The 24,742-nt window shown below is 60.2% G+C and carries 17 protein-coding genes and 1 pseudogene; 6 read left to right on the plus strand and 12 right to left on the minus strand.

Going from position 1 to position 24,742, the window contains the following annotated elements; genetic code table 11:
- Positions 1-4: 4 nt before the first annotated feature.
- From VXJ24_RS07960 to VXJ24_RS07970, 3 genes are all read right to left on the minus strand, one after another.
- On the minus strand, positions 5-1,039 hold the full coding sequence (locus VXJ24_RS07960; protein WP_330972397.1) for an amidohydrolase family protein: 1,035 nt from the start codon (positions 1,037-1,039) through the stop codon (positions 5-7).
- 117 nt (positions 1,040-1,156) lie between these two features.
- Complete coding sequence (locus VXJ24_RS07965) at positions 1,157-2,065, minus strand: LysR family transcriptional regulator (RefSeq protein WP_330972398.1); 909 nt, start codon at positions 2,063-2,065, stop codon at positions 1,157-1,159.
- A complete protein-coding gene (locus VXJ24_RS07970) occupies positions 2,066-2,983 on the minus strand; it encodes a ketopantoate reductase family protein (protein WP_330972399.1) in 918 nt (305 codons plus the stop codon). It abuts the gene before it with no gap.
- A 536-nt stretch (positions 2,984-3,519) separates the two neighbouring features.
- On the opposite strand from VXJ24_RS07970, the gene glmU reads away from it, so the two are divergent.
- Positions 3,520-4,929 (plus strand): bifunctional UDP-N-acetylglucosamine diphosphorylase/glucosamine-1-phosphate N-acetyltransferase GlmU, encoded by a 1,410-nt coding sequence (gene glmU / locus VXJ24_RS07975; RefSeq protein WP_330972400.1) that lies wholly within the window; start codon positions 3,520-3,522, stop codon positions 4,927-4,929.
- On the plus strand, positions 4,929-5,924 hold the full coding sequence (locus tag VXJ24_RS07980) for a ribose-phosphate diphosphokinase (protein ID WP_330972401.1): 996 nt from the start codon (positions 4,929-4,931) through the stop codon (positions 5,922-5,924). The genes glmU and VXJ24_RS07980 overlap by 1 nt, the downstream gene beginning before the upstream one ends.
- A 206-nt stretch (positions 5,925-6,130) precedes the next feature.
- Here the strand turns inward: VXJ24_RS07980 and VXJ24_RS07985 are convergent, their stop codons facing one another.
- Positions 6,131-8,389, minus strand: a complete 2,259-nt coding sequence (locus VXJ24_RS07985) for a glycogen/starch/alpha-glucan phosphorylase (RefSeq protein ID WP_330972402.1) — start codon at positions 8,387-8,389, stop codon at positions 6,131-6,133.
- Positions 8,390-8,925: 536 nt separating this feature from the next.
- Between VXJ24_RS07985 and bsh the strand changes: the two genes are divergently transcribed.
- Positions 8,926-9,882: a choloylglycine hydrolase gene (gene bsh / locus VXJ24_RS07990; RefSeq protein WP_330972403.1), complete on the plus strand. Its 957-nt coding sequence runs from the start codon at positions 8,926-8,928 to the stop codon at positions 9,880-9,882.
- A gap of 294 nt (positions 9,883-10,176) precedes the next feature.
- On the opposite strand, the gene VXJ24_RS07995 is transcribed toward bsh, so the two are convergent.
- Positions 10,177-11,397, minus strand: a complete 1,221-nt coding sequence (locus VXJ24_RS07995) for an MFS transporter (RefSeq protein WP_330972404.1) — start codon at positions 11,395-11,397, stop codon at positions 10,177-10,179.
- A 320-nt stretch (positions 11,398-11,717) separates the two neighbouring features.
- Between VXJ24_RS07995 and VXJ24_RS08000 the strand changes: the two genes are divergently transcribed.
- Positions 11,718-12,980, plus strand: a complete 1,263-nt coding sequence (locus VXJ24_RS08000) for an RNA-binding domain-containing protein (protein ID WP_330972405.1) — start codon at positions 11,718-11,720, stop codon at positions 12,978-12,980.
- 131 nt (positions 12,981-13,111) lie between these two features.
- Here the strand turns inward: VXJ24_RS08000 and VXJ24_RS08005 are convergent, their stop codons facing one another.
- The 3 genes from VXJ24_RS08005 to VXJ24_RS08015 are packed head-to-tail and all read right to left on the minus strand — an operon-like array spanning position 13,112 to position 17,239.
- Positions 13,112-14,995: an ABC transporter ATP-binding protein gene (locus VXJ24_RS08005; RefSeq protein WP_330972406.1), complete on the minus strand. Its 1,884-nt coding sequence runs from the start codon at positions 14,993-14,995 to the stop codon at positions 13,112-13,114.
- Between the two features lie 4 nt (positions 14,996-14,999).
- Positions 15,000-16,754 carry an ABC transporter ATP-binding protein gene (locus tag VXJ24_RS08010; protein ID WP_330972407.1) on the minus strand — a complete coding sequence of 585 codons (1,755 nt, stop codon included), beginning with the start codon at positions 16,752-16,754 and terminating at the stop codon, positions 15,000-15,002.
- Positions 16,751-17,239: a MarR family winged helix-turn-helix transcriptional regulator gene (locus tag VXJ24_RS08015; RefSeq protein WP_330972408.1), complete on the minus strand. Its 489-nt coding sequence runs from the start codon at positions 17,237-17,239 to the stop codon at positions 16,751-16,753. The genes VXJ24_RS08010 and VXJ24_RS08015 overlap by 4 nt, the downstream gene beginning before the upstream one ends.
- A gap of 198 nt (positions 17,240-17,437) precedes the next feature.
- Between VXJ24_RS08015 and VXJ24_RS08020 the strand changes: the two genes are divergently transcribed.
- A complete protein-coding gene (locus VXJ24_RS08020) occupies positions 17,438-19,246 on the plus strand; it encodes an ABC transporter ATP-binding protein (protein ID WP_330972409.1) in 1,809 nt (602 codons plus the stop codon).
- A 198-nt stretch (positions 19,247-19,444) separates the two neighbouring features.
- Here the strand turns inward: VXJ24_RS08020 and VXJ24_RS08025 are convergent, their stop codons facing one another.
- Both VXJ24_RS08025 and VXJ24_RS08030 read right to left on the minus strand, forming a co-directional pair.
- On the minus strand, positions 19,445-20,203 hold the full coding sequence (locus VXJ24_RS08025) for a hypothetical protein (protein ID WP_330972410.1): 759 nt from the start codon (positions 20,201-20,203) through the stop codon (positions 19,445-19,447).
- The gene (locus VXJ24_RS08030) at positions 20,200-21,168 is read right to left on the minus strand and encodes a helix-turn-helix domain-containing protein (RefSeq protein ID WP_330972411.1); all 969 of its coding nucleotides are present in this window, start codon (positions 21,166-21,168) and stop codon (positions 20,200-20,202) included. Before VXJ24_RS08030 ends, VXJ24_RS08025 begins: the two co-directional genes overlap by 4 nt.
- A gap of 366 nt (positions 21,169-21,534) precedes the next feature.
- On the opposite strand from VXJ24_RS08030, the pseudogene VXJ24_RS08035 reads away from it, so the two are divergent.
- Positions 21,535-21,846: pseudogene (locus tag VXJ24_RS08035) on the plus strand (ABC transporter ATP-binding protein); the annotation flags it as partial.
- Between the two features lie 215 nt (positions 21,847-22,061).
- On the opposite strand, the gene VXJ24_RS08040 reads toward VXJ24_RS08035, so the two are convergent.
- The gene (locus VXJ24_RS08040; protein WP_330972412.1) at positions 22,062-23,129 is read right to left on the minus strand and encodes a MupG family TIM beta-alpha barrel fold protein; all 1,068 of its coding nucleotides are present in this window, start codon (positions 23,127-23,129) and stop codon (positions 22,062-22,064) included.
- Between the two features lie 107 nt (positions 23,130-23,236).
- A complete protein-coding gene (locus VXJ24_RS08045) occupies positions 23,237-24,721 on the minus strand; it encodes a PTS transporter subunit EIIC (RefSeq protein WP_330972413.1) in 1,485 nt (494 codons plus the stop codon).
- Positions 24,722-24,742 lie beyond the last annotated feature (21 nt).

The raw sequence follows: 24,742 nt of genomic DNA on the forward strand, positions 1-24,742 counted from the left end.
CCTTCTAGTCAAGATGATAGAGGCGCTTCGCGTTTCCGGCCAGCATGAGCTCCTTGTCTTCATCCGAAAGAGCAAGGCTCCGTACGAAGGCAGGTCCGTCAAGCAGCCATTCCTTCCTGACCGGATAGGACGTGCCCCAGATGATATGGTCTGCCCCGAGCACCTTGACAGCGCATTCGAGCGCATCCTTTCCCCAGGGCTGGGCATGGGACATCTCGAAGAACAGATGCTCGCGCAGGCGCTTGGCAAGCTCTCCGCCATCCGTCTCGAAACGCTGGACCGCATCCTTTCTTCTGCTCGGCTTCGGCAGGAGCATCTCGGCGATCGCGAATATGCCGCCGCCCAGCATCGAGTGCACGAGCCTGAGATGGGGATAGCGGACGAAGAAGTCGCTGAAGAGCTCGCGCCCCACGGCGGTCGTCTGGTCGACGCAGCGGCCATAGGAGCGCCGCAGGTTGTTGTAGTCGAGAAGCGACGAAGCGTCTACCGGAATGGGCACATGGTGCACATAGACCGTGGCGCCCTTCTCGTCGAGCTTCTCGAAGAGCGGGGCAAAGAGTCCGTCATCGAGATAGCGCGTGCCGTAATGGGCGCAGAGCTGCACGCCGGCAAAGCCGAGCTCGTCGAGGCAGCGGTCGATCTCGGCATCCACGCGGGGGCCGCCGGTCGCAGGCACGACCGCAAGCGGCACCATCCGCCCGCCCGACGCCTCGGCATACGCTGCCATCCCGTCATTGAAGCGGCGGCACATCTCGAGCGACATCCACTCGTTGCAGCCCGGCACCTTGAGGATGGCCCTGTCGACCCCCGCCTCGTCCATATCGGCAAGCATCGTCTCGAGGCGGTAGTCTCCCTCTGCATAGTTGAGGCTCGGGAAGCCCTCAGGCTTCTCGACCACGATCTGCGTCGGCCCTTCGCCCTTCTTCAGATAGACATTGGTCCCATAGACGCGGGGCGCCTCCGCGATGAAGCGATCCAGCGCTTCGCGGTCCCCGAAGAGCTCCTCGGGAAACCAGTACATGTTTGCATCGATTACCATTGTTGCCTCCCGTATCGCAGGTTGGCTCCAGTGTACGGGAGATTTATATTCCACAACAATTCTGTTTGTCTGCTGTCTTATTCCATATTGGATATATAGAGGTCCCGATGGGATGGATCAGGCACCAGCTGCCCCGGAGCGGGAGACCGCATCGAGGAAACGCTGGGCAGCAGGAGAAGGCTCCCTGCCCCTGAGATAGTAGACCTTGATCTCGGTCGTGACCGTCGGCTCCACGTCGACCAGCACGACATCCGGAGTCGCCAGATAGGCGGCGGGCTTTCTCATCAGAAGCGACACCCCCATGCCGCGCCCCACGAGGTCGATGATGTTCTCGCCGCGCCGTCCCTGGTAGCGCACACGCGGCACGAAGCCTTCGATCGCGCAGGCATCGAGGATCAGGGCATGCATGACAGAACCCTTGGGAAGAAGCAGGAAGTCCTCGTCTGCAAGCTCGCCGAGCATGACCTTCTGGCGCCCTGCCAGAGGATGGTCGACCGGAAGCACGGCGACAAGCCGGTCTTCGTCATACGGCACGGTGCCGAATTCCTCGTCGCCCGAGTCCTTCGAGGCATCCCCATCCCATTCGCGGATGAAGGCAAGCTCGAGCCTGTCCTGCCTGAGCGCCTCCCTGAGCTCGTCGGCATCTCCCTCGAAGAGCCGGATCCGCTCGGTCGGATTGTCGTGCTCGTAGCGCGCCATGATGCCCGTGATTCCATAGGGCACCATGATCGGAATCGAGCCGATATCGAGGACATGGAGCTCGTTTTCCTGGACATCGGACAGCGCTGCCAGCATCTCGTTGTCCACCCGCGTGATCTTCTGTGCATAGGGCAGAAACACTCGCCCCGCCGGGCTCAGATCTACCGAGCGGGTCGAGCGCACGAAGAGCGTGACCCCGAGCTCGTGCTCGAGCGACTTGATATGCTTGGAGAGCGAGGACTGGGAGATGAAGAGCTGCTCGCTTGCCTTGAGATAGTTCCTGGTGCGGGCAAGAACCACGAACTCCTTGCACTTCTCGACATCCATCTAGTACGCCGCCTCTATTTCACGTATGCGCTTGTTGAGGAAGGCATTCACCGGCACGAGTATGCCATGCTTCTGGGCTCTCCTCATGACCTCTCCCGAAAACTCGTCCACTTCGGTCCTGTGATGGTTGATGCGGTCCTGCCCCATCGAGGGCGTCGAGGAAGGATCGAGCGTCTCTTCGAGGGCAGCATAGGACGAAAGCTCCTGTTCGGTGAGCGCCACCCCTTCTGCCTGTGCCACAGCCACGACCTCGCGCATCGCCGAGATGAAGGTCCGCCAGAGCTCGGAGGTTTTGTCGGCGTAGACCTCTCCATAGGTGGCACCGAAGGCGCAGCAGGTCTGGTTGATACCAACATTGAGCATGAACTTGGCCCACATGCGGTACCTGATGTCTGGCTCCACGACATGCGCGATGCCGGCACGCGCGAGGATGTCTTCCACCTTGGCAAGCGCTTCCTCTGGCGTATTCTCGAAGCGACCGATATGCAGCGCGCCTGCCTTCGAGTAGGTGAGCGCACTCCCAAAATGCGCTGCATCCATGCCCTGGGCGACGCAGGGGACGATGCGCTCCCAGCCGAAGCGTGCCGCCACCTGCTCCTCGCTCCTGATGCCATTGAGCACGCTCACGATCTTGGTCTTCTCTCCAAGCAGGGACGGCACGAGGCCGAGGGCCCCTTCGAGCCCATAGCTCTTCGTCGCCAGGATCACGAGGTCCTGGGGACCCGCCTCCTCGGGCAGCCTGTCCCGGAACGGATACACCTTCCCGTTCACGGTGCACACATCCCCCGCGTGGCGGGCAAGGCGCGCGGGATCCATCGCGAAGGTGACGGCATCCTCTCCGAGAGCATCTGCTGCCATGCTTCCATAGAGCATCCCAAGAGCTCCCTTTCCGATGATTGCGATGTGCGGATCAGCCATAAGGAGCGCCTTTCTCTGGAATGGTCGGCCCAAGAGCCCTTGGGAGCCATTGTACCGGTTCACCCCATCCGCCAGAAAGACGGACATGCCCGAAGTCCGGCAGGAGCATGCCAAGCAGGCCATCGGGCGGGCCATCCATCAGGCTGAAAGCCGGCTGGCTTCCATAACGACACTGTCATCTGTCCCGCATCCGCTCCCGAAGACAGGGCGAGGCTCTCCGGCGCATGCGGAAGCACCTCCTGCAGGAGCGCTTCCGGTCCTTCGCGTGGACACTCGGAAAGCACGCCCTCCTTGGCCGCATCCCCTGTCGAGTTCAGCTCGACAGGGCCCGTTCGATAGCGGCAGCTCAGGACGAACGGGCTATAAAAAGGTTGTGTCATGTGCATGGGAGAGGCATTCGCAATGCCTAGCCCGGGCTTTGCTGCGCTATGATACGTCTTGTATGCGGGATTGTATGCTGACGGCAAAGCGCCAGCATATACGCCGCATCTTCGTTTGACGGATTGACGCATAGCAACTTCGTTGGAGGCCGTTCTATGCCATTTACCGCGATTGTCCTCGCTGCAGGCGAGGGTACGCGCATGAAGTCTCGTCACCCCAAGGTCATGCACAAGGTATTGGACAAGCCGCTCGTGTGGTGGTGTGTCCGCGCAGCCCGCAAGGCTGGCGCTACGCGTGTCATTGTCGTTGTCGGCAATGGCGCCGATGAGGTACGCGACTTCTTCGCCCATGAACCTGTCCCGGAGGGAGAGGCACCTGTCGAGTTCGTCGAGCAGACAGAGCGTCTCGGCACCGGCCATGCCGTCCGCGTCGTGCGCGACGCAATCGGCGGCTTCTCCGGTCCTGTCCTTGTGATGGCAGGAGACACTCCGCTCATAAAGCCTGAGACGCTTGCCGCCCTCGTGGAGGAGCGCAAGGCGCAGCATGCCGCCTGCACGGTGCTGACCATGACACCAGACGACTGCACGGGCTATGGCCGCGTCGTCCTGGACGAGCAGGGCCAGGTCACGGCCATCATCGAGCACAAGGACTGCACCGAGGAGCAGCGCCAGACGCTCAAAGAGTGCAACTCCGCGACGTACTGCTTCTGCGGCCACCGTCTTGCCGACAACCTCGACAAGATCGGCAACGACAACGCCCAGGGCGAGTACTACCTCCCTGACCTCATCAAGATCTTCGTCTCCGAAGGCGAGCCTGTCGGCATGCACCACGCACCTGAGGCTTCCGAGGTCCTCGGCGTCAACAACCGTGCCCAGCTTGCTGAGGTCACGAAGGTCATGCAGCGCCGCATCAACCATGAGCTGATGCTCTCCGGTGTCTCCATGCTCGACCCCGACCAGGTCTGGGTCGGCGCCGATGTGACCGTGGGCGAGGACACCGTCCTCATGCCCCAGACCATCCTCTTCGGCCACACGACCGTAGGCACAGACTGCACAATCGGCCCGAACAGCCGCCTCACGAACGCAACCGTCGGCAACAACTGCGTGGTCGACGAGTCCATCCTCGTCGACTCTGCAATCGACGACGACGTGAACTGCGGCCCGCGTGCCTACCTCAGAGGCCATACGCATCTCCTCAAGGGTGCCAAGGCTGGCACCCATGTCGAGCTCAAGAACTCTGTCGTCGGCGAGGGCTCGAAGGTCCCGCACCTCTCCTACATCGGCGACTGCACGATGGGCGCCAACGTGAACATCGGCGGCGGCTCCATCACCTGCAACTATGACGGAAAGCACAAGAGCCATACCACCATCGGCGACCACGTCTTCGTGGGCTCCGACACGATGATGGTCGCGCCGGTGACGATCGGCGAGAACGCCCTCGTCGGTGCAAGCTCCTGCATCACGCACGATGTGCCGGCAGGCGCGCTCTCCCTCGAGCGCAGCCAGCAGATAATCAAGGAAGACTGGGCAAACCACTACTGGGAGCGTCTGAAGGAAGAGGACTAATGTACGAGAATCTGTGCGAACCCATCCAGGTGGAGAAGAACATCCGTCTCTACTCGGGCACGAGCAACCCGCAGCTGGCCGAGAAGATCGGCGATATCCTGCACCTGCCGCTATCCGGCCTCAAGATCGAGAAGTTCGCGAACGGCGAGATCTACGCCCGCTTCGAGGAGACCGTGCGCGGCTGCGAAGTCTTCTTCGTCCAGTCCCTTGCCGGCAAGAACGTGAATGACCTCATGATGGAGACCCTGATTGTCGCCGATGCCGCAACGCGTGCATCCGCTGCCTCCTTCACGGCTGTCATCCCCCACTACGGCTATGCCCGCCAGGATCGCAAGGCCGCATCCCGCGAGCCGATCACGGCACGCCTTGTCGCCAACCTGCTCGAGGCTGCAGGCGTCGACCGCGTCATCACGCTCGACCTGCACTCCAACCAGATTCAGGGCTTCTTCGACATCCCCGTCACGCATCTGACGGCACTCTACCAGTTCGGCGACTATTTCAAGACGAAGGACTTCGACTGGGACAACACCGTCGTCGTCTCCCCGGACATGGGCCGCGCCAAGGTCGCCAAGAAGCTCGCTGACTACCTCGGCTGCGAGGTTGCCATTGCCCACAAGAGCCGCCCGAAGCACAACGCTGCTGAGGTCATGGGCGTCATCGGCAACATCGTCGGCAAGACCTGCATCATCAACGACGATATGATCGACACTGGCGGCACGCTTGTCGGCTCCATCAACAAGCTCAAGGAGATGGGTGCAGGCGACATCTACATCTCCGCCACCCACGGCATCTTCTCCGGCTCCGCTGTCGAGCGTCTCCAGAATGCACCGATCGTCGAGTGCGTCGTCACTGACGCTATCCCCTGCGCTGTTGCAAACCAGCCGGGCTCGAAGATCAAGTCCATCTCTGTTGCCAAGGAGCTCGCAGACGCAATCTACGCCGTCTACGTCAACTCCTCCGTCTCCGGCATCGCCGGCGGCAACTCCGAGATGTAGGACATCCGCTCAGAGCAAAGCGTTTCAGGGCCGCCGCAAGGCGGCCCTTTCTTTATGCCAAGACTCCTTTCCCGAATCCCTCTCTCCCCTTCCCTAGCAGAAAGCCTCCTCCTGCTTGCGCAGAAGGAGGCTTTCGGGGGAGAAACGAAGGAGGTGCTCCACGCAGCACAAGGGAGGAAGCTGCGTGGAGCAGGGGATTGGGGGGCTTAGGAAAGATGCCAGATCTCGTCGTTATACTGGGAGATCGTGCGGTCGGATGAGAACTTGCCGGCCATAGCGGTGTTGACAAGGGACTTCTTCATCCAGGCAGTGCGGTCCTCGTAGTCGGCGTAGACACGCTCCTTGACCTGGATGTAATCCTCGAGGTCCAGAAGCGCCATGAACCAGTCCTTGTTGGCCATATCGTCGTGGAGACGCTTCAGGCGCTCAGGGTTGCCGGTAGCCATGAACTTCGGATTCGTGATGAAGTCGACCAAGAGCTTCGTGCCCGGCCGCAGGTAGAGATCGTGCGGACGGTAGGCATTCTCTGCGTAGAGGCGCACGACCTCCTCCGAGGAGGCGCCGAACGTATAGATGTTGTCCGGGCCGACGAGGTCGGCAATCTCGACGTTTGCACCATCCATCGTGCAGAGCGTCACGGCACCGTTGAGCATGAACTTCATGTTCGACGTGCCCGAAGCCTCCTTCGAGGCAAGGGAGATCTGCTCGGAGATGTCTGCTGCCGGGATGAGCTTCTCTGCTGCGCTCACATTGTAGTTCTCGACCATGATGACCTGGAGATACGGGGAGACATCCGGGTCATTGGCAATCCACTGCGAGAGCGTGAGGATCAGATGGATGATGTCCTGGGCAATCGTGTAGGCAGGAGCAGCCTTGCCGCCGAAGATGACGGTGATCGGGCGTGCCGGGATGTTGCCATTCTTGATATCGAGGTACTTCCAGATGAGGTAGAGGGCAAGCATCTGCTGGCGCTTGTACTCGTGGATGCGCTTGATCTGTACATCGATGATTGCGTCGCGCGGAATCTCGACGCCGCGGTTCTCGCGGATGAACTCACGCATGCTGCGCTTCGCGATTTCCTTGGCATCAGAGAGCTTGCCGAGCATCTCCGGATTGTCCTTGTATTTGAGGAGGCCAGAGAGGTCGCCCGTCGTATGCCAGTCGGTGCCGAGCGTATCATCCAGAATCTGGGTCAGCGCCGGGTTGCAGCCCATGATCCAGCGGCGGAACGTGATGCCGTTCGTCTTGTTCGAGAACTTCTCCGGGTACAGATCGTAGAACGGCTTGAGCTCGGACTCCTCGAGGATCTTCGTGTGGAGCGCCGCCACGCCGTTGATAGAGAAGCCATAGTGGATATCGATATGTGCCATGTGCACGATATCGTCCTTGATGATAGCGACAGCAGGGTCGTCGTGCTCCTGCTTCTGCTTGTAGTCGAGCTTCTCGATGATGTCAGCAATGCGAGGAGAGACTGTTCTGAGGAACGAGAGCGGCCACTTCTCGAGCGCCTCGGCGAGAATCGTATGGTTCGTGTAGGCGACCATGCGGCTCACGATCGAGACGGCCTCATCGAACTTGAAGCTGTGCTCGTCGACGAGGATCCTGATGAGCTCAGGGATAACCATGGTCGGGTGCGTATCGTTGATCTGGACGACGGCATACTCGTCGAGGTCGTGCAGGTTGGATCCACGTGCAATGGCATCGTCGACGAGGAGCTGTGCCGCGTTCGACACCATGAAGTACTCCTGATAGACACGAAGGAGCCTGCCTGTCTCATCCGAGTCGTCCGGATAGAGGAAGAGCGTGAGGTTCTTCTTCACGGCTTCCTTGTCGAAGTCGATGGAATCAGAAGGCACGAGGCCATCATCGACACCGACGAGATCGAACAGGTGGAGCCTGTTCTTCGTGTTCCTGCCGTATCCCAGGACGTCGATATCATAGAGCTTCGACTTCACATCGAAGCCGCCGAAATGCACGGTGTAGGACGTGCCGGTATCGACGAGCCAGTCCTGCTCCTTGAGCCACTCATCCGGAAGCTCGGTCTGCTGGTTCGCAACGAACTTCTGATGGAAGAGGCCGTAGTGGTAGTTGAGGCCCACGCCGTCACCCGGAAGGCCAAGCGTTGCGATGGAGTCGAGGAAGCACGCAGCAAGACGGCCAAGTCCGCCATTGCCCAGCGACGGCTCTGCCTCTGCCTCCTCGATCTTGTTCAGGTCATGGCCTGCACGGAAGAGCTGGTCCTTCACTTCGTTGTAGATGCCAAGATTGATGAGGTTGTTCGTCAGAAGACGGCCAATCAGGAACTCGGCGGAGATGTAATAGAGACGGCGCTTGCCTTCCGTCACCGGAAGCTCGGCTGCCTTCTCGCGGACCATATCCATAAGCATCGTGCAGACGTCGGAATCGTCCAGTGCGGCAAGGGGAAGTCCGAACTTCTCGTGGGCACGCTGTTCGAGATCGATCATGGGATGCACTCCTTATTGCATACAAGAAAAAGAGAGACTGCCATGCGGATGGATGCTCGCATCTAAACTAGGCATCTGTCCTGCAGCAAGCCCGGAAGCGCCTCAGGCGTGATTGGTGGGTGTCACGCTGGAAACGCTTCCAGCTCTTGCATAGCTACACAATACACCACTCTGCTGGAAGCGTTTCCGAGAAACTCGACATTTCCGAAATTTTTTTGCTCCTTGTCGAGTTCAACTCGACAGACGTCGAGCTGCGTCGAGTTCAGAAATCTCTGATGTCGAGTTCATCTCGACATACTTTCAAAACTGCAGGTCAGCGAATTGCCGCAAACCGACGCAAATTGGCCGTACAGAAGAGATGATGACAAATCTGCAAGAGACCGCGCTATAATAAGAGTTTCATGATTGAGGCAAATGCCGTTTTCTGTGCCGATTTCCAAAATTAGTCTACTATGTATGACTGATTTTCCCGGCATGGGTATATCCCTCTGTAGCCGAAGCGCAGGGTGCGCTTCCATCAAGCATCGGAGGGTTCCATGTGCACTGCAATCCGTTTCTCGGACGACAAAGGCAATCTCTACTTCGCCCGCAACCTCGACTGGAGCCAGGGCTATGGGGAGCGTGTCGTCGTGGCGCCCGAAGGCTATGCGCCCTTCTCGCCCTTCAAGGCTACGCCCGCCCTTCCCCATCCCGTCATCGGCATGGGCATCGTCGAGAAGGATACGCCGCTCTACTTCGACTGCGCAAATACAGAAGGCCTTGCCTGCGCCGGTCTCAACTTCCCGGGCTATGCGCAGTATGAGAAGGAAGCTGTCCCCGGCAAGACGAATGTCGCCTCCTGGGAGCTTCCGCTCTGGATCGTCGCGAACTTCACGACCGTCGATGAAGCCGAGGCAGCGCTCAAGGATGTCGCTGTCGTCGACTCCCCCATCGTCGACAAATATCCGACCTCGCTTCTCCACTGGATTGTCGGCGACGGCAAGCGCAGCATCGCGGTCGAATACACGCAAGATGGCATGCAGATCTTCACAGACGACGTCGACGTCCTTGCAAACCAGCCGGGATTCGGATGGCACCGCGAGAACCTCAGGAACTACCTCAACGTCACAAGCGACGTGCCAGCAACCCAGACCTGGAGGGCAGCTGCGCTCACACCGTATGGATCGGGTGCCGGCATGCGCGGCATCCCGGGCGACTACTACTCGCCTTCCCGCTTCGTGCGCATCGCCTACCTCAATGCAAACTACCCTGAGCAGACGACGGAGGAGGCCAATGTCTCCCGCATGTTCCATGAGCTTGCGGGCGTTGCTATGATCGACGGCGCCGCAAGGATGACGAACGGGGAGTTCGAGAAGACCGTCTATACCGGCGGATATTCCCAGAGGACCCATACGTATTACTGGAACACCTACGACGACCCTGCCATCCGCTCCGTCTCGGCAGACGAGCTGATTGCAGCCCATCCGGGAAAGGCCCTCATCGAAGCCGCCTAGAGTCTTGGCAAAGGACAGTGGCAGCAAAGAGACACCGCTGACCACACATGGATGCGCCTGCCAGCATGGCCTGGCAGGCGCATCTTCTTTGCCGCTTCCGCTCGGGGCCCTCCTGTTCCCGCTCTGCCAGGCCTGCATCCCTGTCCGCAGGCCTGCATCCCCAGCTGGCTGCGTGGCCGATTCCTTGTTCCTGCCTCCTGTGCCTGCTTTGGCTGCAGCTGCCCGGCACCTCCTGCCGGATGCCGTGCCGCCTGCAGCCTACCTGCGCGCCTGCCCCTGTGCCGCAGGCTTTCGCTATGCCGCCTTCGGATTGCCGGCGTGTGTCCACGCCAGCGCGGCGGCGCCGATGGCGGCAGCGATCGCAGAGGCACCAAAGAGCGTTGCCTGCACGCCGAAGATACCTGCCACGAATGGGGCAACGAGAAGCGGCAGCGTGCCGGCAGAGTTCATGCCGACAGAAAGGACCGAGGTGGCACGCCCGATATAGCGGATATCGCAGCTCTTCTGCAGCACCGTGTCCTTCACAGGACCCATGGCACCAAAGCCGAAGCCGGCAATGAGCTGGCCTATGAGGGCAATCTGCACCGACGTCGTGCCGACGTACACCATGGACCCGACACCGATCACGACTAGAAGCAGGGCAATCGTCTCGAGCGAGAGCCGCTTCGTCGAGAAGCGCAGCACGGCCAAGGCACCGACCGTAGATCCCAGGCCTGCTGCCGACGAGAGCCAGCCCATCCACTCGGATCCCACCCTGAGCACGTCACGGTAGAAGAGCGACTCGAGCGAGTCGAATGCGCCATAGGAGAAGTAGCCAAGGAAATAGATCAGGAAGAGCGCTGCAATCACAGGATGGGAGAACACGATATGGATGCCCTCGAGAAGCTGCTTCCAGAAGCCCTCCCCTTCCTTCTTGCCGGTGCCTTCAGGATGCAGGAGCTCCGGCAGGTTCCAGACGAAGAGCGCAGATATTGCCGATGAGATGGGAAGGACCGCAAACACCATCTGGCTCGTGAAGAGCGCTGTGAGCCAGCCGCCAATCAGGGGACCGACGATAACGGCCACACACATGGCCGTGTTGTTGTAGCTGTTGACCTTCTGGAGGGTCGTTGCATCCTCTGCGAGATAGCGGGGATAGGCAGAGCTTGCCGTCATGCAGAAGCCACCTGCAATCCCTTCAAGCACGTTCACGACGATGAGGAGCGCCATGCTCATCGGAAAGGAGACGCCGATGATGCCGGTAACACCCAGGAGGCCAAGGAAGGCAATCATCGTCTTCCTTGGCCCGATGCGGTCAACGACGACACCTGCTGCAGCGCCCGCTGCCACGAGTGTGACGTTCAAGAGGACGACAAGCACGGAGACATCCATTGCATCGGAGCCCAGAAGATAGGTCGCCGAGCCGATGATGCCGACAAAGTAGGTTGCCTGGAATCCCAGAGCGCGGAAGAATGTCGTGAACGCCAGACGACGGGCACAGGTCCGCCCAAGGGACGCAGATGGATTTTCTGGCAAGGGTCCCTCCAAGAGAACGAAAGAACGCAGGATCGGGCAGGCCTTGAACCAAGCACACAGGGACTGCGAGCTATGCTCCTTCTCCGGAGCCAGGCCGCCACTTTTCATTCAGGCGCTAGACCATCCTAGCACGCATCCAAATGGACGAAGCCAGGCAGAGGCTCGAGCCTTGCCACCGGGATGGATTCATGTTTCCGCTCACTCTAATTGACCAGATAAATTTATCTGGTCAATTACTGACCAATAGTATGGCCATGTAATGACTTATAATTGAACAGATAATTTTTCTGGTCAATTCCAGATACATAGGAGGTTCTGCTATGGCACTGCTCGAGTCCAATGATCGAGAACTCAAGGCCTCGGTATCCGAGTCTTTCCTCAAGACCGTCAGTGCATTCGCTAATTATGGAACAGGCAGCATCATTTTCGGAATGGCTGACGATGGCACTGTCCAAGGTCTCCCCGACATCGATAAAGAATGCCTACGCATAGAGCACATGATCCATGACCGCATTCACCCACAGCCCCGGTATTCGATAGAGGTCGACAGCGAGGCCGGGACGGTGACCCTTACTGTGTTCGAGGGACCAGACAAGCCCTACCTCTGCAGGGGAAAGGCATACATCAGAAACGACTCTTCGACCACAGAGGCGGATTCACTGGAATTGAAACGGCTCATACTCGCCGGCAATCACATGTCTTTCGATCAGCTTCCTGCAGACAGCCAAAATATGGAGTTCGGATCCCTCAAGCAGCGTCTGCACACGAGGCTCGGAGTCGATCAATTCGACAGGAACACCTTGCGAACGCTCGGCCTCACAAATACAGATGGCCAGCTCGTGAATGCAGCTGCCCTCCTTTCGGATTCGAACCCGTTCCCCGGAATCGACATCATGAGGTTTGGCAGAAGCACGTCTGAGATTCTCGAAAGAGTGCACATAGACGGATGTTCGGTGCTCGACCAGCTCGACAGAACGGCAGATGTTGCTGAAAGGACCTATGCATTCGAAAAAGTAACTTCGACGACCAGGGAACGAGTCGAGAAGCTGCCCCTGGATGCCTTCAGAGAGACGCTTGCCAACGCAATCGCCCATCGTGCATGGGATGTGCCATCCGCCATTACTGTTGCCATGCATCCTGACCACGCTGTGGTCACATCTCCTGGCTCGCTTCCTCCCGGAATCGAGAGAGAGGCTTACCTTGCAGGCGGTCTATCTGTGCCGAGAAATCCAATTCTTGCCACAGTCATGTTCCGGCTAGGCTATATCGAGCTCTTTGGATCGGGCGTCCCCCGCATTCGGGAAGCATATCCAGCAGGAGAGCTGCCGCCCAGCTTCGATGTTCTGGACGCAAGCATCCGCGTGACCCTCCCCGTCTTGGAATCGCATCCAGCAACAACGGTAGAAGAGAAAGCAGTTCTGGACGCCCTTCCTCAAGGAATGCTCATGACTCGAAAGCAGATTTCGGAGAAGTGCGGCACGAGCCTTTCGACGGCAGGCAGGCTGCTTGCCTCCCTCGAACAGAAAGGCCTCGTAGAGCGCAGCGGACGGGGCAGAGGCACGAAGTATTCGCGCAGAACCTAAGAGCCTCGCCTCTTTTTTTCGTACAGCGAAGGCATCAGGCCTGATCAAGAGACCGCCATCCTGCTGGCGAAAGAAGCCCGGCTGGCAGATGCGCTCTGCCAGCCGGACCTCTATCTGAATCCCATGGCTGCTTATGCCACCTGGTCGAACTGCGACTCGTAGAGCTTCGCATAGACGCCCTGCTTGGCCAGGAGCTCTTCGTGGGTGCCTGCCTCGACGACGTCTCCATCCTGGAGCACGAGGATCTGGTCTGCACCCTTGATGGTCGAGAGCCTGTGGGCAATAACGAAGGACGTACGGCCTGCCATGAGCTTGTCCATGGCGCGCTGTATGCGCCACTCGGTACGCGTATCCACGTTCGAGGTTGCCTCGTCGAGGATGAGGATGGAACGGTCTGCCAGCACGGCACGGGCAATCGTCAGAAGCTGGCGCTGTCCCTGGGAGATGTTCGTCGCCCCTTCATTGAGCTCGAAGTCGAAACCTCCGGGGAGCGTTTCGATGAAGTGGGTGCAGTGGGCAGAGCGTGCTGCCGCCTCCACCTCCTCGTCTGTCGCATCGAGCCTGCCGAAGCGGATGTTCTCGCGGATCGTGCCCTGGAAGAGCCAGGAGTCCTGGAGGACCATAGCGAAGTTCTGGCGCAGGTCCTCCCGCTCGATGTCGCGCACATCATGCCCGTCGACCCTGAGAACACCTTTATCCACGTCGTAGAAGCGCAGGAGCAGCTTCATGAGAGTCGTCTTGCCAGCACCGGTAGGTCCGACAATGGCGACAGTCCTGCCTTCTGGCACCTCTGCCGTGAAATCGTGGATGATCGTCTTGCCCGGCAGGTAGCCGAAGGAGATGTGGTCGAAGCTGACTTCGCCTTTCGCCTTCCCGAGCTGCTCTGTCTTGCCCGTTTCCGGATTGATCTTCGCCGTCTCTGTCTCCTCCGGTGCATCGAGGAACTCGAAGATGCGCTCTGCGCAGGCTGCCATCTGCTGCAGCGTGTTGGACACGGCAGCAAGCTGGGCCAGAGGCTGCGTGAAGTTCCTCACGTACTGAATGAATGACTGGATGTCGCCTGGCTGGATCGTGCCCTGAACCGCAAGGCCCACGCCGACCACGACGACGCCCACATAGCCAAGGTCGCCGACAAGCCCCATGAGAGGCTGCATGAGGCCGGAGAGGAACTGGCTCTTCCATGCCGACTCATAGAGCGCATCGTTCTCTTTCTGGAACTCGTGCTCGGCACGCCCTGTCTGGTAGAAGGCCTGGATCACGACCTGGCCCGAGAAATCCTCCTCGATCTTTCCGTCGACGGCGCCAAGCTGTGCCTGCTGGGCCTTGAAGTAGCGCTGGGAGGCACGGATCAGGAAGAAGAGCACGATGCCGGCAAGCGGGAGCATGAGAAGCGTGACGCCCGTGAGCTGGAGCGAGATGGAGAGCATCATGACGGCGATGCCGATGACCTGGGTCAAGGAAGTCACGAGCTGGACGATGCCGGTATTCAAAGTCTGGCTCAGCGTATCTACATCGTTTGTCATCCGCGAGAGCACGTCGCCCTTCGAGGTCCCCTCCCGATCGAAGTAGGAAAGCGGCACACGGGAGATCTTCTCTGCAATCTCCTTCCTGAAGCGGAAGACCGTCCTCTGCGATATGCCTGTCATGAGCCAGCCCTGGATGGCCTGGGCTCCGGACGAGATCAGGTAGATGCCGAGGAGGAAGGCAAGGATCTGGGCGATCTTCGCGAAGTCGATGCCTCCATCCCCTCTTCCCATCGCAGCGACGCCGAGGAAGACCTCATTCGTCGCCTGGCCCAAGATCTTGGGGCCGATGACCGAGAAGATGACCGATACCATCGCAAGCACGACGGCCAAGATCATGAGCGGTGCTTCCTTCGAGAGCGCATGAATGAGGCGCCTGAGCGTCCCCTTGAAGTCCTTTGCCTTCTCCACGGGAGCGAAGCGTCCACCACCATGCGGGCGCCTCTGACGGCTTCTCTCCTGCTGCTCCTTGAGGCTCGTTTCTTCTGCCATGTCCTTACACCTCCTCTTCAAGGCCAAGCTCTTTCGCGGAGAGCTGGCTTGTCGCAATCTCGCGGTATGTCGGGCAATCACGAAGAAGCTCTTGATGCGTGCCCTGGCCTACGACCTTGCCGTCGTCGAGCACCAGGATCTCGTCTGCCTGCATGATCGAGGCGACGCGCTGCGCCACGACGACGATGGCCATGTCCCCTGCATGCTCTGCAAGCGCACGCCTGAGGCGTGCATCTGTCGCAAAATCCAGAGCCGAGAACGAATCATCGAGCACGAGCACTTCCGGCTTCATCGCAAGCGCACGGGCAATGGCAAGACGCTGGCGCTGGCCACCCGAGACATTCGTGCCTCCCTGGACGATCGGAGAGTCCGTGCCCTCGGGGCTTGCTGCCACAAGATCGTCTGCCTGCGCCAGATGGATTGCACGCTTGAGCTCCTCATCTGTGAGCCCCTCTGTCCCATAGGCCACGTTCGAGGCGATCGTGCCCGTGAAAAGGAAGCTCTGCTGCGGCACGTAGCCAATCCTGTGCCTGAGCTCGGAGAGCGAAAGGTCCTTGAGATCTGTGCCGTCAAGCGAGATCGAGCCTTCCGTCGGGTCATAGAGCCTCGGCGCCAGCTGCACGAGCGTCGACTTGCCGGAACCCGTAGAGCCAATGATCGCCACGGTCTTTCCCGGATGCGTCCTGAAGCTCACATGCTCGACGACCATGCCCTCGGCATCCGGATAGGCAAAGCCCACATCCTGGAAAGAGAGCTCGCCGTGCGCAGCCGCCCCATCAAGCGACTTCGGGCTCTTTGGTTCATGCACGGCAGGGTCGCACGAGAGCACCTCGTCGATTCTGCCTGCCGATATCTCGGCGCGGGGCAGCAGGACTGCCACCATCGAGATCATCAGGAAGGCCATGACGATCATCATCGCGTAGGTGATGAATGCCATGATGTCGCCGACCTGCATCGTGCCGACGGCGACGCCCTGGGCGCCGAACCAGACGATTGCCACTGTCGCGAGGTTCATGACGAGCGTCAGTGCCGGCATCATGAGGATCATGGCGCGGTTCACGAAGAGCTGCGTCTGCATGAGGTCACGGGATACCCCATCGAACTTCTCGAGCTCATGGTCCTCCCTGCCGAAGGCACGGATGCTCATGACGCCGTCGAGCATCTCGCGGGCTACGAGGTTCACGCGGTCGACCAAGGACTGCATCTTCCTGAAGCGCGGCATCGCAAGCACATAGAGGACAGAGATCACGGCAAGCACCGCAAGAAGCGCGGCGCCGACAATCCAGATGAGTCCGCTTCCCAGTGCCAGCACCTGGATGATTGCAACTATTGCCATGATCGGCGCGAGCATCACGATGCGCAGAAGCATCACGATCGTCATCTGGATCTGCGTGATATCGTTCGTCGAGCGCGTGATCAGGGAAGACGGCGTGAAATGGTTCACCTGTGCCGGCGAAAGCTGCATGACGCGGGAGAAGAGACATGCACGCAGGTCGCGCGCAATGGTCGCAGCAAGACGCGAGGCAAGGTATCCCGCAGCAGCCGCCGCTGCGACCGAACCAAAGCAGAGCGCAAACATGGAGCCTGCCATGCTGGCCAGATATCCCATGTCGCCGCCCGCTGCCTGGACGATGCCGACATTCACGATATCAGCCATGTAGCGCGGCAGCATGAGCTCGCAGGTGACCTGCACGGCGAGAAGCGCCACGACAGCCAATACCGCTGGAATATGGCCCTTGAGATAGCGGAGGGTATTCATCGCGTGCCCTCCTCTTCCTGCTTCTGGCAGAAGCGCTTCTGGATCTCAGGGGCAAGCTCGGCAACCCGTCTCATGATGCGCAGCAGCTCCTGGGTGTCCTCTGCGCCAAGCTCCTTGCAGAACTCCTTCATGGTCTCGCCGATCCGCTTCTTCCTCTCGGCGACGACGTCCTGGCCCTTCTCTGTCAGGCTCACGAGCGTGCGCCTGCCATCTTCAGGATCTTCCGTCCTTACGATGAGCCCCTGTGCCTCGAGCTGCTTCAGGGCACGCGCGATGCGTGCGCTCGTGACGTGGCAGGCATCGGCAAGCGCACCTGGCGTCACGGGGTCCTCGTTCTGTGCCAGGACATGCATGATCTGCTTCTGCCCCATGAGCTCCATGTCCGGACGGTCGTGCCCGGAAGGACGCAGGCCATGCCAGGTGCGGAAAAGCTCACGCACAAGGCGGTCCCATTCCTCCTCCGTAAGCTCCTCTTTCTCTTCCATAGCTCTCCTTATTGCTAACCATGTTAGTGAACGGACAGTACTCTACCCGCAGCCGTGCTGTTTATCTAACAGGGTTAGCGTTTCATGGAATCATCATAGAATGTGGTTTCTGTCACATCTCTGGAGCATCGCCTGCTTAAATGTAACTGATAAGACTACAATTCACGCCTTCAGGCAGCATGAGATTCCGGAGCATACATGGCACTCAGAAGCACAACCGATTCGAATGACCGCACGACCATCAGGCGCACCCTCCACTACTTCTGGTGGGTGACGAAGCAGAAGCCCGGCGCCTTCGCCCTTTCTGTCATAGCCTCGGTGGGCTACATTGCCCTCCTCACGTTTGCGAATACCTACGTGATGGGCCTCATCGTCGACCGCATCCAGGCCTCCCCCGTCACACCCGACGAGGTCTTTTCTGTCTTCGGCCCTTATATCCTGGCGCTCCTTATCGTGAACGCCGTGGGCCAGACGCTCTCGAAGCTCCAGGACTATGCGGTCTACAAGCTCGAGATCAACGGCGACTACCAGCTCTCGCGCCTCTGCTTCGACACACTCTCGAACCAGAGCATGACCTTCCACACAGGAAGGTTCGGAGGGTCTCTTGTAAGCCAGACCTCCCGCTTCGTGAGCGGCTACTCGGGCCTTGTGGATGTCCTGACCTACAGCCTCTGGCCGACGCTCGCCTCGGTCGTCCTCACGATCGCGATGCTGGCGCCTGCTGCCCCTGCCTTCGTCCTCATTCTCATAGCAATGCTTGTTGTCTATGTCATCTACGCCTACACGATGTACCGCAGGATACTTCCGCTCTCCTCTGCTGCCTCCCAGGCACAGAACCGCCTCTCCGGCATCCTCTCGGACGCCGTGACGAACATCCTCGCCGTCAAGACCTGCGGCCGCGAAGACTATGAGCGCAGCCTCTTCGATGAAGCAGACAGAGAGGCCATGGACAAAGAGAACGTGAACATGCATGCGACCATGAAACGCGGCTTCACGACAAGCGCCCTCATCACGATCATCATGTTCGTGACCTCGATCTTCGTGAGCGGCGGCAATGCCTGGTTCGGCATCAGCGCAGGCACGCTGGTCATGATGTTCACCTATACGTACAACCTGACGATGCGCTTCAACTACTTCAACTCGATGATGCAGCGCATCAACAGGGCGCTGGGAGACGCGGCTGCAATGACGAAGGTGCTGGACGAGCCGACGCTCGTCGCAGACAGGTCCGATGCCAAGCCCCTCGAGGTGCATGAGGGCGGCATCAGCTTCGAGCACATCCGCTTCCGGTATGCAGATGCCCCGAAGGGCTCCTATGTCTTCGAGGACCTGAATCTCGATATCGCTCCCGGCCAGCGCGTGGGCCTCGTGGGCCGCTCAGGCTCCGGCAAGACGACGCTCACGAAGCTCCTGCTGCGCCTCGACGATGTCCAGGGAGGACAGGTCCTTGTGGATGGCCAGGATGTGAGCGCCTGTACGCAGCAGTCGCTGCGCCGCCAGGTTGCCTACGTGCCGCAGGAGCCCCTTCTCTTCCACCGTTCCATCCGCGAAAACATTGCCTATGGCAGGCCAGAGGCCACAGAGGAAGAAATCAGGCGTGCTGCCGCTGAGGCCAATGCCCTCGAGTTCATCGAGCGGCTCCCCCAGGGCCTTGACACCATGGTCGGCGAGCGCGGCGTCAGGCTCTCGGGCGGACAGCGCCAGCGCGTGGCCATCGCCCGTGCCATCCTCGCAGACTGCCCGATCCTCGTGCTCGACGAGGCGACAAGCGCCCTCGACAGCGAATCCGAGGCCCTTGTCCAGGAAGCCCTCGGAAACCTCATGCGCGGCCGCACTGCAATCGTGGTGGCCCACCGCCTCTCCACCGTGGCAGCCCTCGACCGCATCGTCGTGCTTGCCGGCGGCAGGATCGTGGAGGATGGCACGCACGCAGAGCTCGTGCAGGAAGGCGGCGCGTACGCAGAGCTCTGGAAGCGCCAGACCGGCGGCTTCCTCGAGGCGGAGTGAGCACACGCTGCAACCGAGTCCCTTTAGGCGGCGGCAAATCACCCTTCAGACTGTTCGCCGCCTAAAGGCATGGGAGCCCGAAAAGTGCGGCCTGAGATTCCCACGCTACAAGCATTCTGGCCATTCCTTGCCAGATGGCAGTGATTGAAATGGGGCCCAACCTCCCAGAGCGCTGACTCCGATAATGAACAAGGTCTTCTATAGACCGTATGAGCGGGCAATCTGTCCCAGCGCCTCGTCCAAGGTCATCCTTACGCCAATCTGCCTGAGAGGCACACCTTCCTCGCTCATGATATTGCAGAAGTGGGACATGTCGTCCCTTATGGAGTCTGGAAGGGGCGCAGTCGTCTCGGGCGTGAAGAGCTGCAGCAGCCTGAAGACGTCATTCTTGTGCTTCCGCAGATCCTTACTATCCACGTGCTCTCCACACGCCCTGCGTTCTCGGAGGTCCAGAAACGCCTTCGCCTTGAATGGAACCAGATAAGCCTCACCTAGTACGGAGATCCCATCCACGACCTTGCGTCCACCACACATAAACGAGTAGTAGTCGGCATCGAGCAGGATGGCTGAGAGGCTCGACACGTCCTCCCCCATGGGCACTGGCACGATTTCAAGGCCGTCGGGCTCCGTGATGAAGTTCGGCTCGGTGCCGAAGAGCTCCACCATCGAGGGAAAGCCGGATGCGGCCGGTTTCGAGAAGCGATAGAAGTGCGCGTTTTCCGTACCCCTGCGCGCCACAGCGTAGCCGCCGTCCGACAAGAGCTTCCAGATTGCCCGACCGACTTCTGCTGGACGATCTTCTACCATGAGCACAACGTCTATGTCCTTGGTCGCGCGGAACGGCAGGTCCGACGCGTTCAGCAGTATGTCGCAAGCGGTGCCGCCTATGACGGCGTAGTGCTCCTCAAGCCCCGCCATGTACTCGCCGAATCGCCCCAGCCCGTAGACACCGCTCATCGCCATAGCCCCTCCTCGCCGAAGAGATCGTCCAGCTCACCATCTATACGCTCGTCTCCCAACCCTGCGAGGGACAGGGCAAGCGATACGTCATCGACGCGCCCGAGGCCTGCCACCAGCGGGTCGTAGGACCAAAGCTGTAGCTCGACGGTCTCCCCGTCCGACAGCTCGCCTTCCAGGACCTCATCCACCCCCAGCTCCGCGAGGCGGGCCTTGGCCAACGCCTTCTGGCCGATGGCGGGGGCAAGAAGCATCGAACGATCCGCCAGCGCCGTCTCGCCAGCATCGGGCAATGCCGCCAGGGCATCCGTGTGCCGAGCCCAGATTGTAGCCGCGACCGGGCTCTTGAGCAGCGGCATCGCCTGCTTCAGGAGGGCGTTCCTCCCTCTGTCATAGTCGAAAGTGACCTCGCGGCCATCTTTGCCGCGCTCGATCAGACCATGCTGGGCCAGCTCATCGATGGCACGGCTTGCGGAGCTTGCTGTCATACGCGTCACCTCCCTCAGGCCGATTGAGGTCGAGATCGCAGGGTTTGCCATCATCGTGACAAGCGCCGCCTGTGCCCTTGGCGTGAGCGTGCCGCCAAGCGCACGCCTTTTCGCCTCCGCCTGCGCGGCAAACCCCAGGAAGGGCAGGTACGCGAGCCTTCCGGGAACGATGACCGGGATGCCCCGCGCGACGAGCGCGCGGCGCTGGCGGGAGTCGATGAGGTCCGACGCGAGCGCGACGGGCAGCTCCGTGAACCGTGCGATCTGCGCGACGACACGCTTGAGCTCCGGCAGGGATTGGCCTCCCCTCGGCAGCGCAACTAGGAAGTCCGTCCCATCGCAGCTACAGAGCTCGTAGTCTGCTGCCGTGCCCAAGTAGAGCGGGAGCGTCCTTGCTCGGTCCCAGGAAGTTCGTCTCAGCGCGAGACCGAGTGCATCGCTGAGGTATTCCAGGTACTCCACCATTGACCCCCACACATGCATTGCAATATTTCATCTTCAATGCAAGTTTACATTTTTTCTGCAATTATATCAACTGTCGTAAGCAGAATGGATGGCGGACTGCCAGCAAGATTGCCATATCATCAATCGGGTGGACGTGAAATAGACAACTGTTTTGCGCTCTCAGCCGGGAACTTGTGCGCTTTCATGTCGAGAGAATTAGATGATGCGCGGGTCATGCGCAACTGCTCAGGTACTGGACAAACGTAGCTTTGAAGCTCGGGAACAGGGCACTGGCGGAGTACTGAATTCAGACCGCCTGCCCACCGGGCTCGACACCATGGTTGGCGCCACGCGACGTTGACATGCCTGTGAGGCAGACTTGCCTGCACGAGACCGCGACAGCGCCAGCGCGTGGCCATCGCCCGTGCCATCCTTGCAGACTGCCCGATCCTCGTGCTCGACGAGGCGACAAGCGCCCTCGACAGCGAATCCGAGGCCCTTGTCCAGGAAGCCCTCGGAAACCTCATGCGCGGCCGCACTGCAATCGTGGTGGCCCACCGCCTCTCCACCGTGGCAGCCCTCGACCGCATCGTCGTGCTTGCCGGCGGCAGGATCGTGGAGGATGGCACGCACGCAGAGCTCGTGCAGGAAGGCGGCACGTACGCAGAGCTCTGGAAGCGCCAGACCGGCGGCTTCCTCGAGGCGGAGTGAGAGCGTGCCCGTCTTTCAGCTCAGCAGAGGACGAATGCGCCCTTGCGTGCTCAGTCCGCGCATCTCGCCGGACGAAACAGCCGCACATGCTCGTGGGGCGCTGCTGCCTCGGCAGCGCCCTGAGCGGCGCCGGACTTCTGCATCTCGCCTGACGAGGCTGGTCGGCTCGCCACAGAGCAGCAGCACTGGCGGCAGGAGCGCCCTGCAGAGAAAGCCTATGCCTTGTCCTTGACGAGCCTGAAGCCAGCACCCTGCCTGATATAGGGCAGCAGTGCGAGATCTGGCTCCGCAATGCGGCCGATCTTGACGTCGCGCCTGTCGAGCGCAAAGCTCTGGCGCGCAATCTCGAGCTCGCCTGCATAGCGGCCATATGCCGTCGTGCTCATGAGGATATCTCCCGCATGGACATCCATGTCGCGTACGTCCTGGGAGGGCTTTGGTGCTTCCACATCCTTCCAGCGGCGCGACTCCTGCGAGCGCACGATCCAGGGCGAGGAGTCAGGGCGGTCATGCTGCAGACGGCCGAAGAGCGACTGATAGGGCTCTGCGAGCTCTGCTGCGAGGTCGATCACATTCTGGGAGATGCCGGCAATCCTTTTCCAGACCGTCTTGGAGACATCCGGATCCCCGACTAGCACCGCATCGCAGCCTGCCGATGCAAGCTCGAGCATATCGAGGAAGAGCCTGTCGCCGGCATCTCCCCTATGTGCCTCGACGGTCGGCAGCCCCTCATGAAGCGGCCCCCTGAGCTCCCTGTCGCCGGGCACGAACCCCATCACCTCAAACCCGAGTGCCTTGAGCCTCTGGTTGGTCCGCACCACATCTTCTATGGAAAGCCCTGTCAGAGGCTTCGGATAGAAGTTGTGGCAGGCAGCGAAGCGGCTGAAGTCTGCACCTGCTGCACGCCACTGCGCAATGTCGGATTCGGAGATCGTCGAGGCATTGAACACCACATGGAAGAAGTTCGAGAGCTCGACCGTCTGACGTGCATCGAAGCCATCGTCCAGACGGATATATTCGACACCGAGACGGCCCACATCGCCGAAGTCCCTGCATCCGAGCTTGGCAAGCGTTGCCGGCGACACGTCCGCAATCAGGGCAAGCCCATGGTCGCGGCACAGAGCGATCAGCCTCTTTGCCTCCTGCGCAAAATCGAGGCCCGACTCCTCCGGTATATGGAACGAGGTGAAGGCATACTTCGCTCCCGCAAGCGATGCCTTCTCCACGACCGCGGCGTTTGCCAGATAGCCCGATGCGAAATACAGGGAAATGCCTGTTTCCATGAACAGTCCTCCATCCAGGAGCGGAAGCGCTCTTCTTCAGAAAGCGGGCCCGCAGGATTGCTCCTGCAGGTCCGCATGCCAGAACCTGTTTCGGTACAGATAGAAGTCTATGCCTCGCTGCCGAAGACGTCGTTGATGCGGTCTTCGTCCACGCCGAAGAAATACGTGAGGGCAAAGCCTGCTGCGTAGGCTGCAAGCATCGCAACAACATAGAGCCCCTGCGTGCCCGGAACGACGATCAGAAGGCCGAAGAGGCCCGAGACGCCCTGGGAGACCGTGCCGAGATGGAAGAGCCAGGCAAGGATGCCGCCGACGCCCGATCCCAGGCAGGCTGTCACGAAGGGCTTGCCGAGCGGCAGCGTCACGGCATACATCAGAGGCTCGCCGACACCGAGGATGCCGACAGGGATGGACTCGCGCAGGTACGTCTTCACGCGCGTGTTCTTCGTCTTCACGTAGAGGGCAAGGCCGGCACCGACCTGGCCGCCGCCTGCCATCATGAGGATCGGGAGCAGATAGTTGATGCCGCCGGTCGGACCCGCAGGATCGTTGAGCATTGCATGGATCGGGGTAAGTGCCTGGTGCAGGCCGACCGCGACGAGCGGCAGGAATGTTGCAGACAGAAGATAGGCGCCGACGACGCCGAGCACGTTGTAGAAGAAGAACAGGACGAAGAAGATGCCCTGGGTGAGGAAGGCGCCGACCGGCTGCAGAACGAGCACGGAGACGACCGAGCCGATGCAGACCGTGAAGAGCGGCGTCAGGAACGTGTCGAGCGCGCTCGGCATGACCTTATGGAACTTCTTCTCGAGCCATGCAAAGAAGATGCCGCAGATGAGGGCACCCAGAAGGCCGCCTGCAGACGGGTTGTAGACCGTCGAGAAGTTGATCGCGAAGGCGCCTTGGGCGAAGGACGGAACCGGCACGGCAATCGGCAGGTTCACGGCTGCAGCGCCGTCAGCAGTCTTGAGCAGAAGCGGCATGGAAGCATTCGCGATGGAAAGCGCACCTGCCATGGCGCCGAGGATGCCGGATCCTCCGAACTCCTTGGAGGCATTCATGCCGACGAAGAGCGGCAGATACAGGAACAGTGCCCAGCCCATCGTGCGGATGCACTGGTACCACCAGACGCCTGCGAATGCATTGCCGCTCGAGACATTGATGACATTGGCGATGCCGTTGATGAGGCCAGCGGCGATGATGCCCGGCAGCAGCGGCACGAAGATGTTCGCGATCTTCTTGAGGAAGCGCTGTACCGGCTTGTCGTGCTTTGCCTTCTGTGCTGCCTTGTTCCTCGCGGCAGCATCGTTTACGACATCAGCCATATCGTCCGGCTTGATGCCGGTGAGCTTCGAGAACGGCTCGAGGACCTTGTTCACGGTGCCCGGCCCGAAGACGATCTCATAGCGGTCTCCGTCAGCGACAAGGCCCATGACGCCTTCGACCTGCTTGACCGCTGCCTCGTCGACCTTGGAGGGATCTGCTACCTTCACCCTCAGCCTTGTCATGCACGCCATGTTGCCCACGACGTTGGATTTGCCGCCCACAGCGGCCAGGACGCCCTTGGCAATCCCTTCGAAATCCTTGCTCATTGTTCCTCCTCGTCTTGCTTT

It is taken from the genome of Olsenella kribbiana, assembly GCF_036408795.1.
GTDB lineage: Bacteria > Actinomycetota > Coriobacteriia > Coriobacteriales > Atopobiaceae > Olsenella_L > Olsenella_L kribbiana.

Excerpts from the sequence above, each read along its gene's own strand:
- VXJ24_RS07960 (WP_330972397.1), bottom strand. The coding sequence starts at position 1,039 with ATGGTAATCGATGCAAACATGTACTGGTTTCCCGAGGAGCTCTTCGGG.
- VXJ24_RS07965 (WP_330972398.1), bottom strand. The coding sequence starts at position 2,065 with ATGGATGTCGAGAAGTGCAAGGAGTTCGTGGTTCTTGCCCGCACCAGG.
- VXJ24_RS07970 (WP_330972399.1), bottom strand. The coding sequence starts at position 2,983 with ATGGCTGATCCGCACATCGCAATCATCGGAAAGGGAGCTCTTGGGATG.
- glmU (WP_330972400.1), top strand. The coding sequence starts at position 3,520 with ATGCCATTTACCGCGATTGTCCTCGCTGCAGGCGAGGGTACGCGCATG.
- VXJ24_RS07980 (WP_330972401.1), top strand. The coding sequence starts at position 4,929 with ATGTACGAGAATCTGTGCGAACCCATCCAGGTGGAGAAGAACATCCGT.
- VXJ24_RS07985 (WP_330972402.1), bottom strand. The coding sequence starts at position 8,389 with ATGATCGATCTCGAACAGCGTGCCCACGAGAAGTTCGGACTTCCCCTT.
- bsh (WP_330972403.1), top strand. The coding sequence starts at position 8,926 with ATGTGCACTGCAATCCGTTTCTCGGACGACAAAGGCAATCTCTACTTC.
- VXJ24_RS08000 (WP_330972405.1), top strand. The coding sequence starts at position 11,718 with ATGGCACTGCTCGAGTCCAATGATCGAGAACTCAAGGCCTCGGTATCC.
- VXJ24_RS08005 (WP_330972406.1), bottom strand. The coding sequence starts at position 14,995 with ATGGCAGAAGAAACGAGCCTCAAGGAGCAGCAGGAGAGAAGCCGTCAG.
- VXJ24_RS08010 (WP_330972407.1), bottom strand. The coding sequence starts at position 16,754 with ATGAATACCCTCCGCTATCTCAAGGGCCATATTCCAGCGGTATTGGCT.
- VXJ24_RS08015 (WP_330972408.1), bottom strand. The coding sequence starts at position 17,239 with ATGGAAGAGAAAGAGGAGCTTACGGAGGAGGAATGGGACCGCCTTGTG.
- VXJ24_RS08020 (WP_330972409.1), top strand. The coding sequence starts at position 17,438 with ATGGCACTCAGAAGCACAACCGATTCGAATGACCGCACGACCATCAGG.
- VXJ24_RS08025 (WP_330972410.1), bottom strand. The coding sequence starts at position 20,203 with ATGAGCGGTGTCTACGGGCTGGGGCGATTCGGCGAGTACATGGCGGGG.
- VXJ24_RS08040 (WP_330972412.1), bottom strand. The coding sequence starts at position 23,129 with ATGGAAACAGGCATTTCCCTGTATTTCGCATCGGGCTATCTGGCAAAC.
- VXJ24_RS08045 (WP_330972413.1), bottom strand. The coding sequence starts at position 24,721 with ATGAGCAAGGATTTCGAAGGGATTGCCAAGGGCGTCCTGGCCGCTGTG.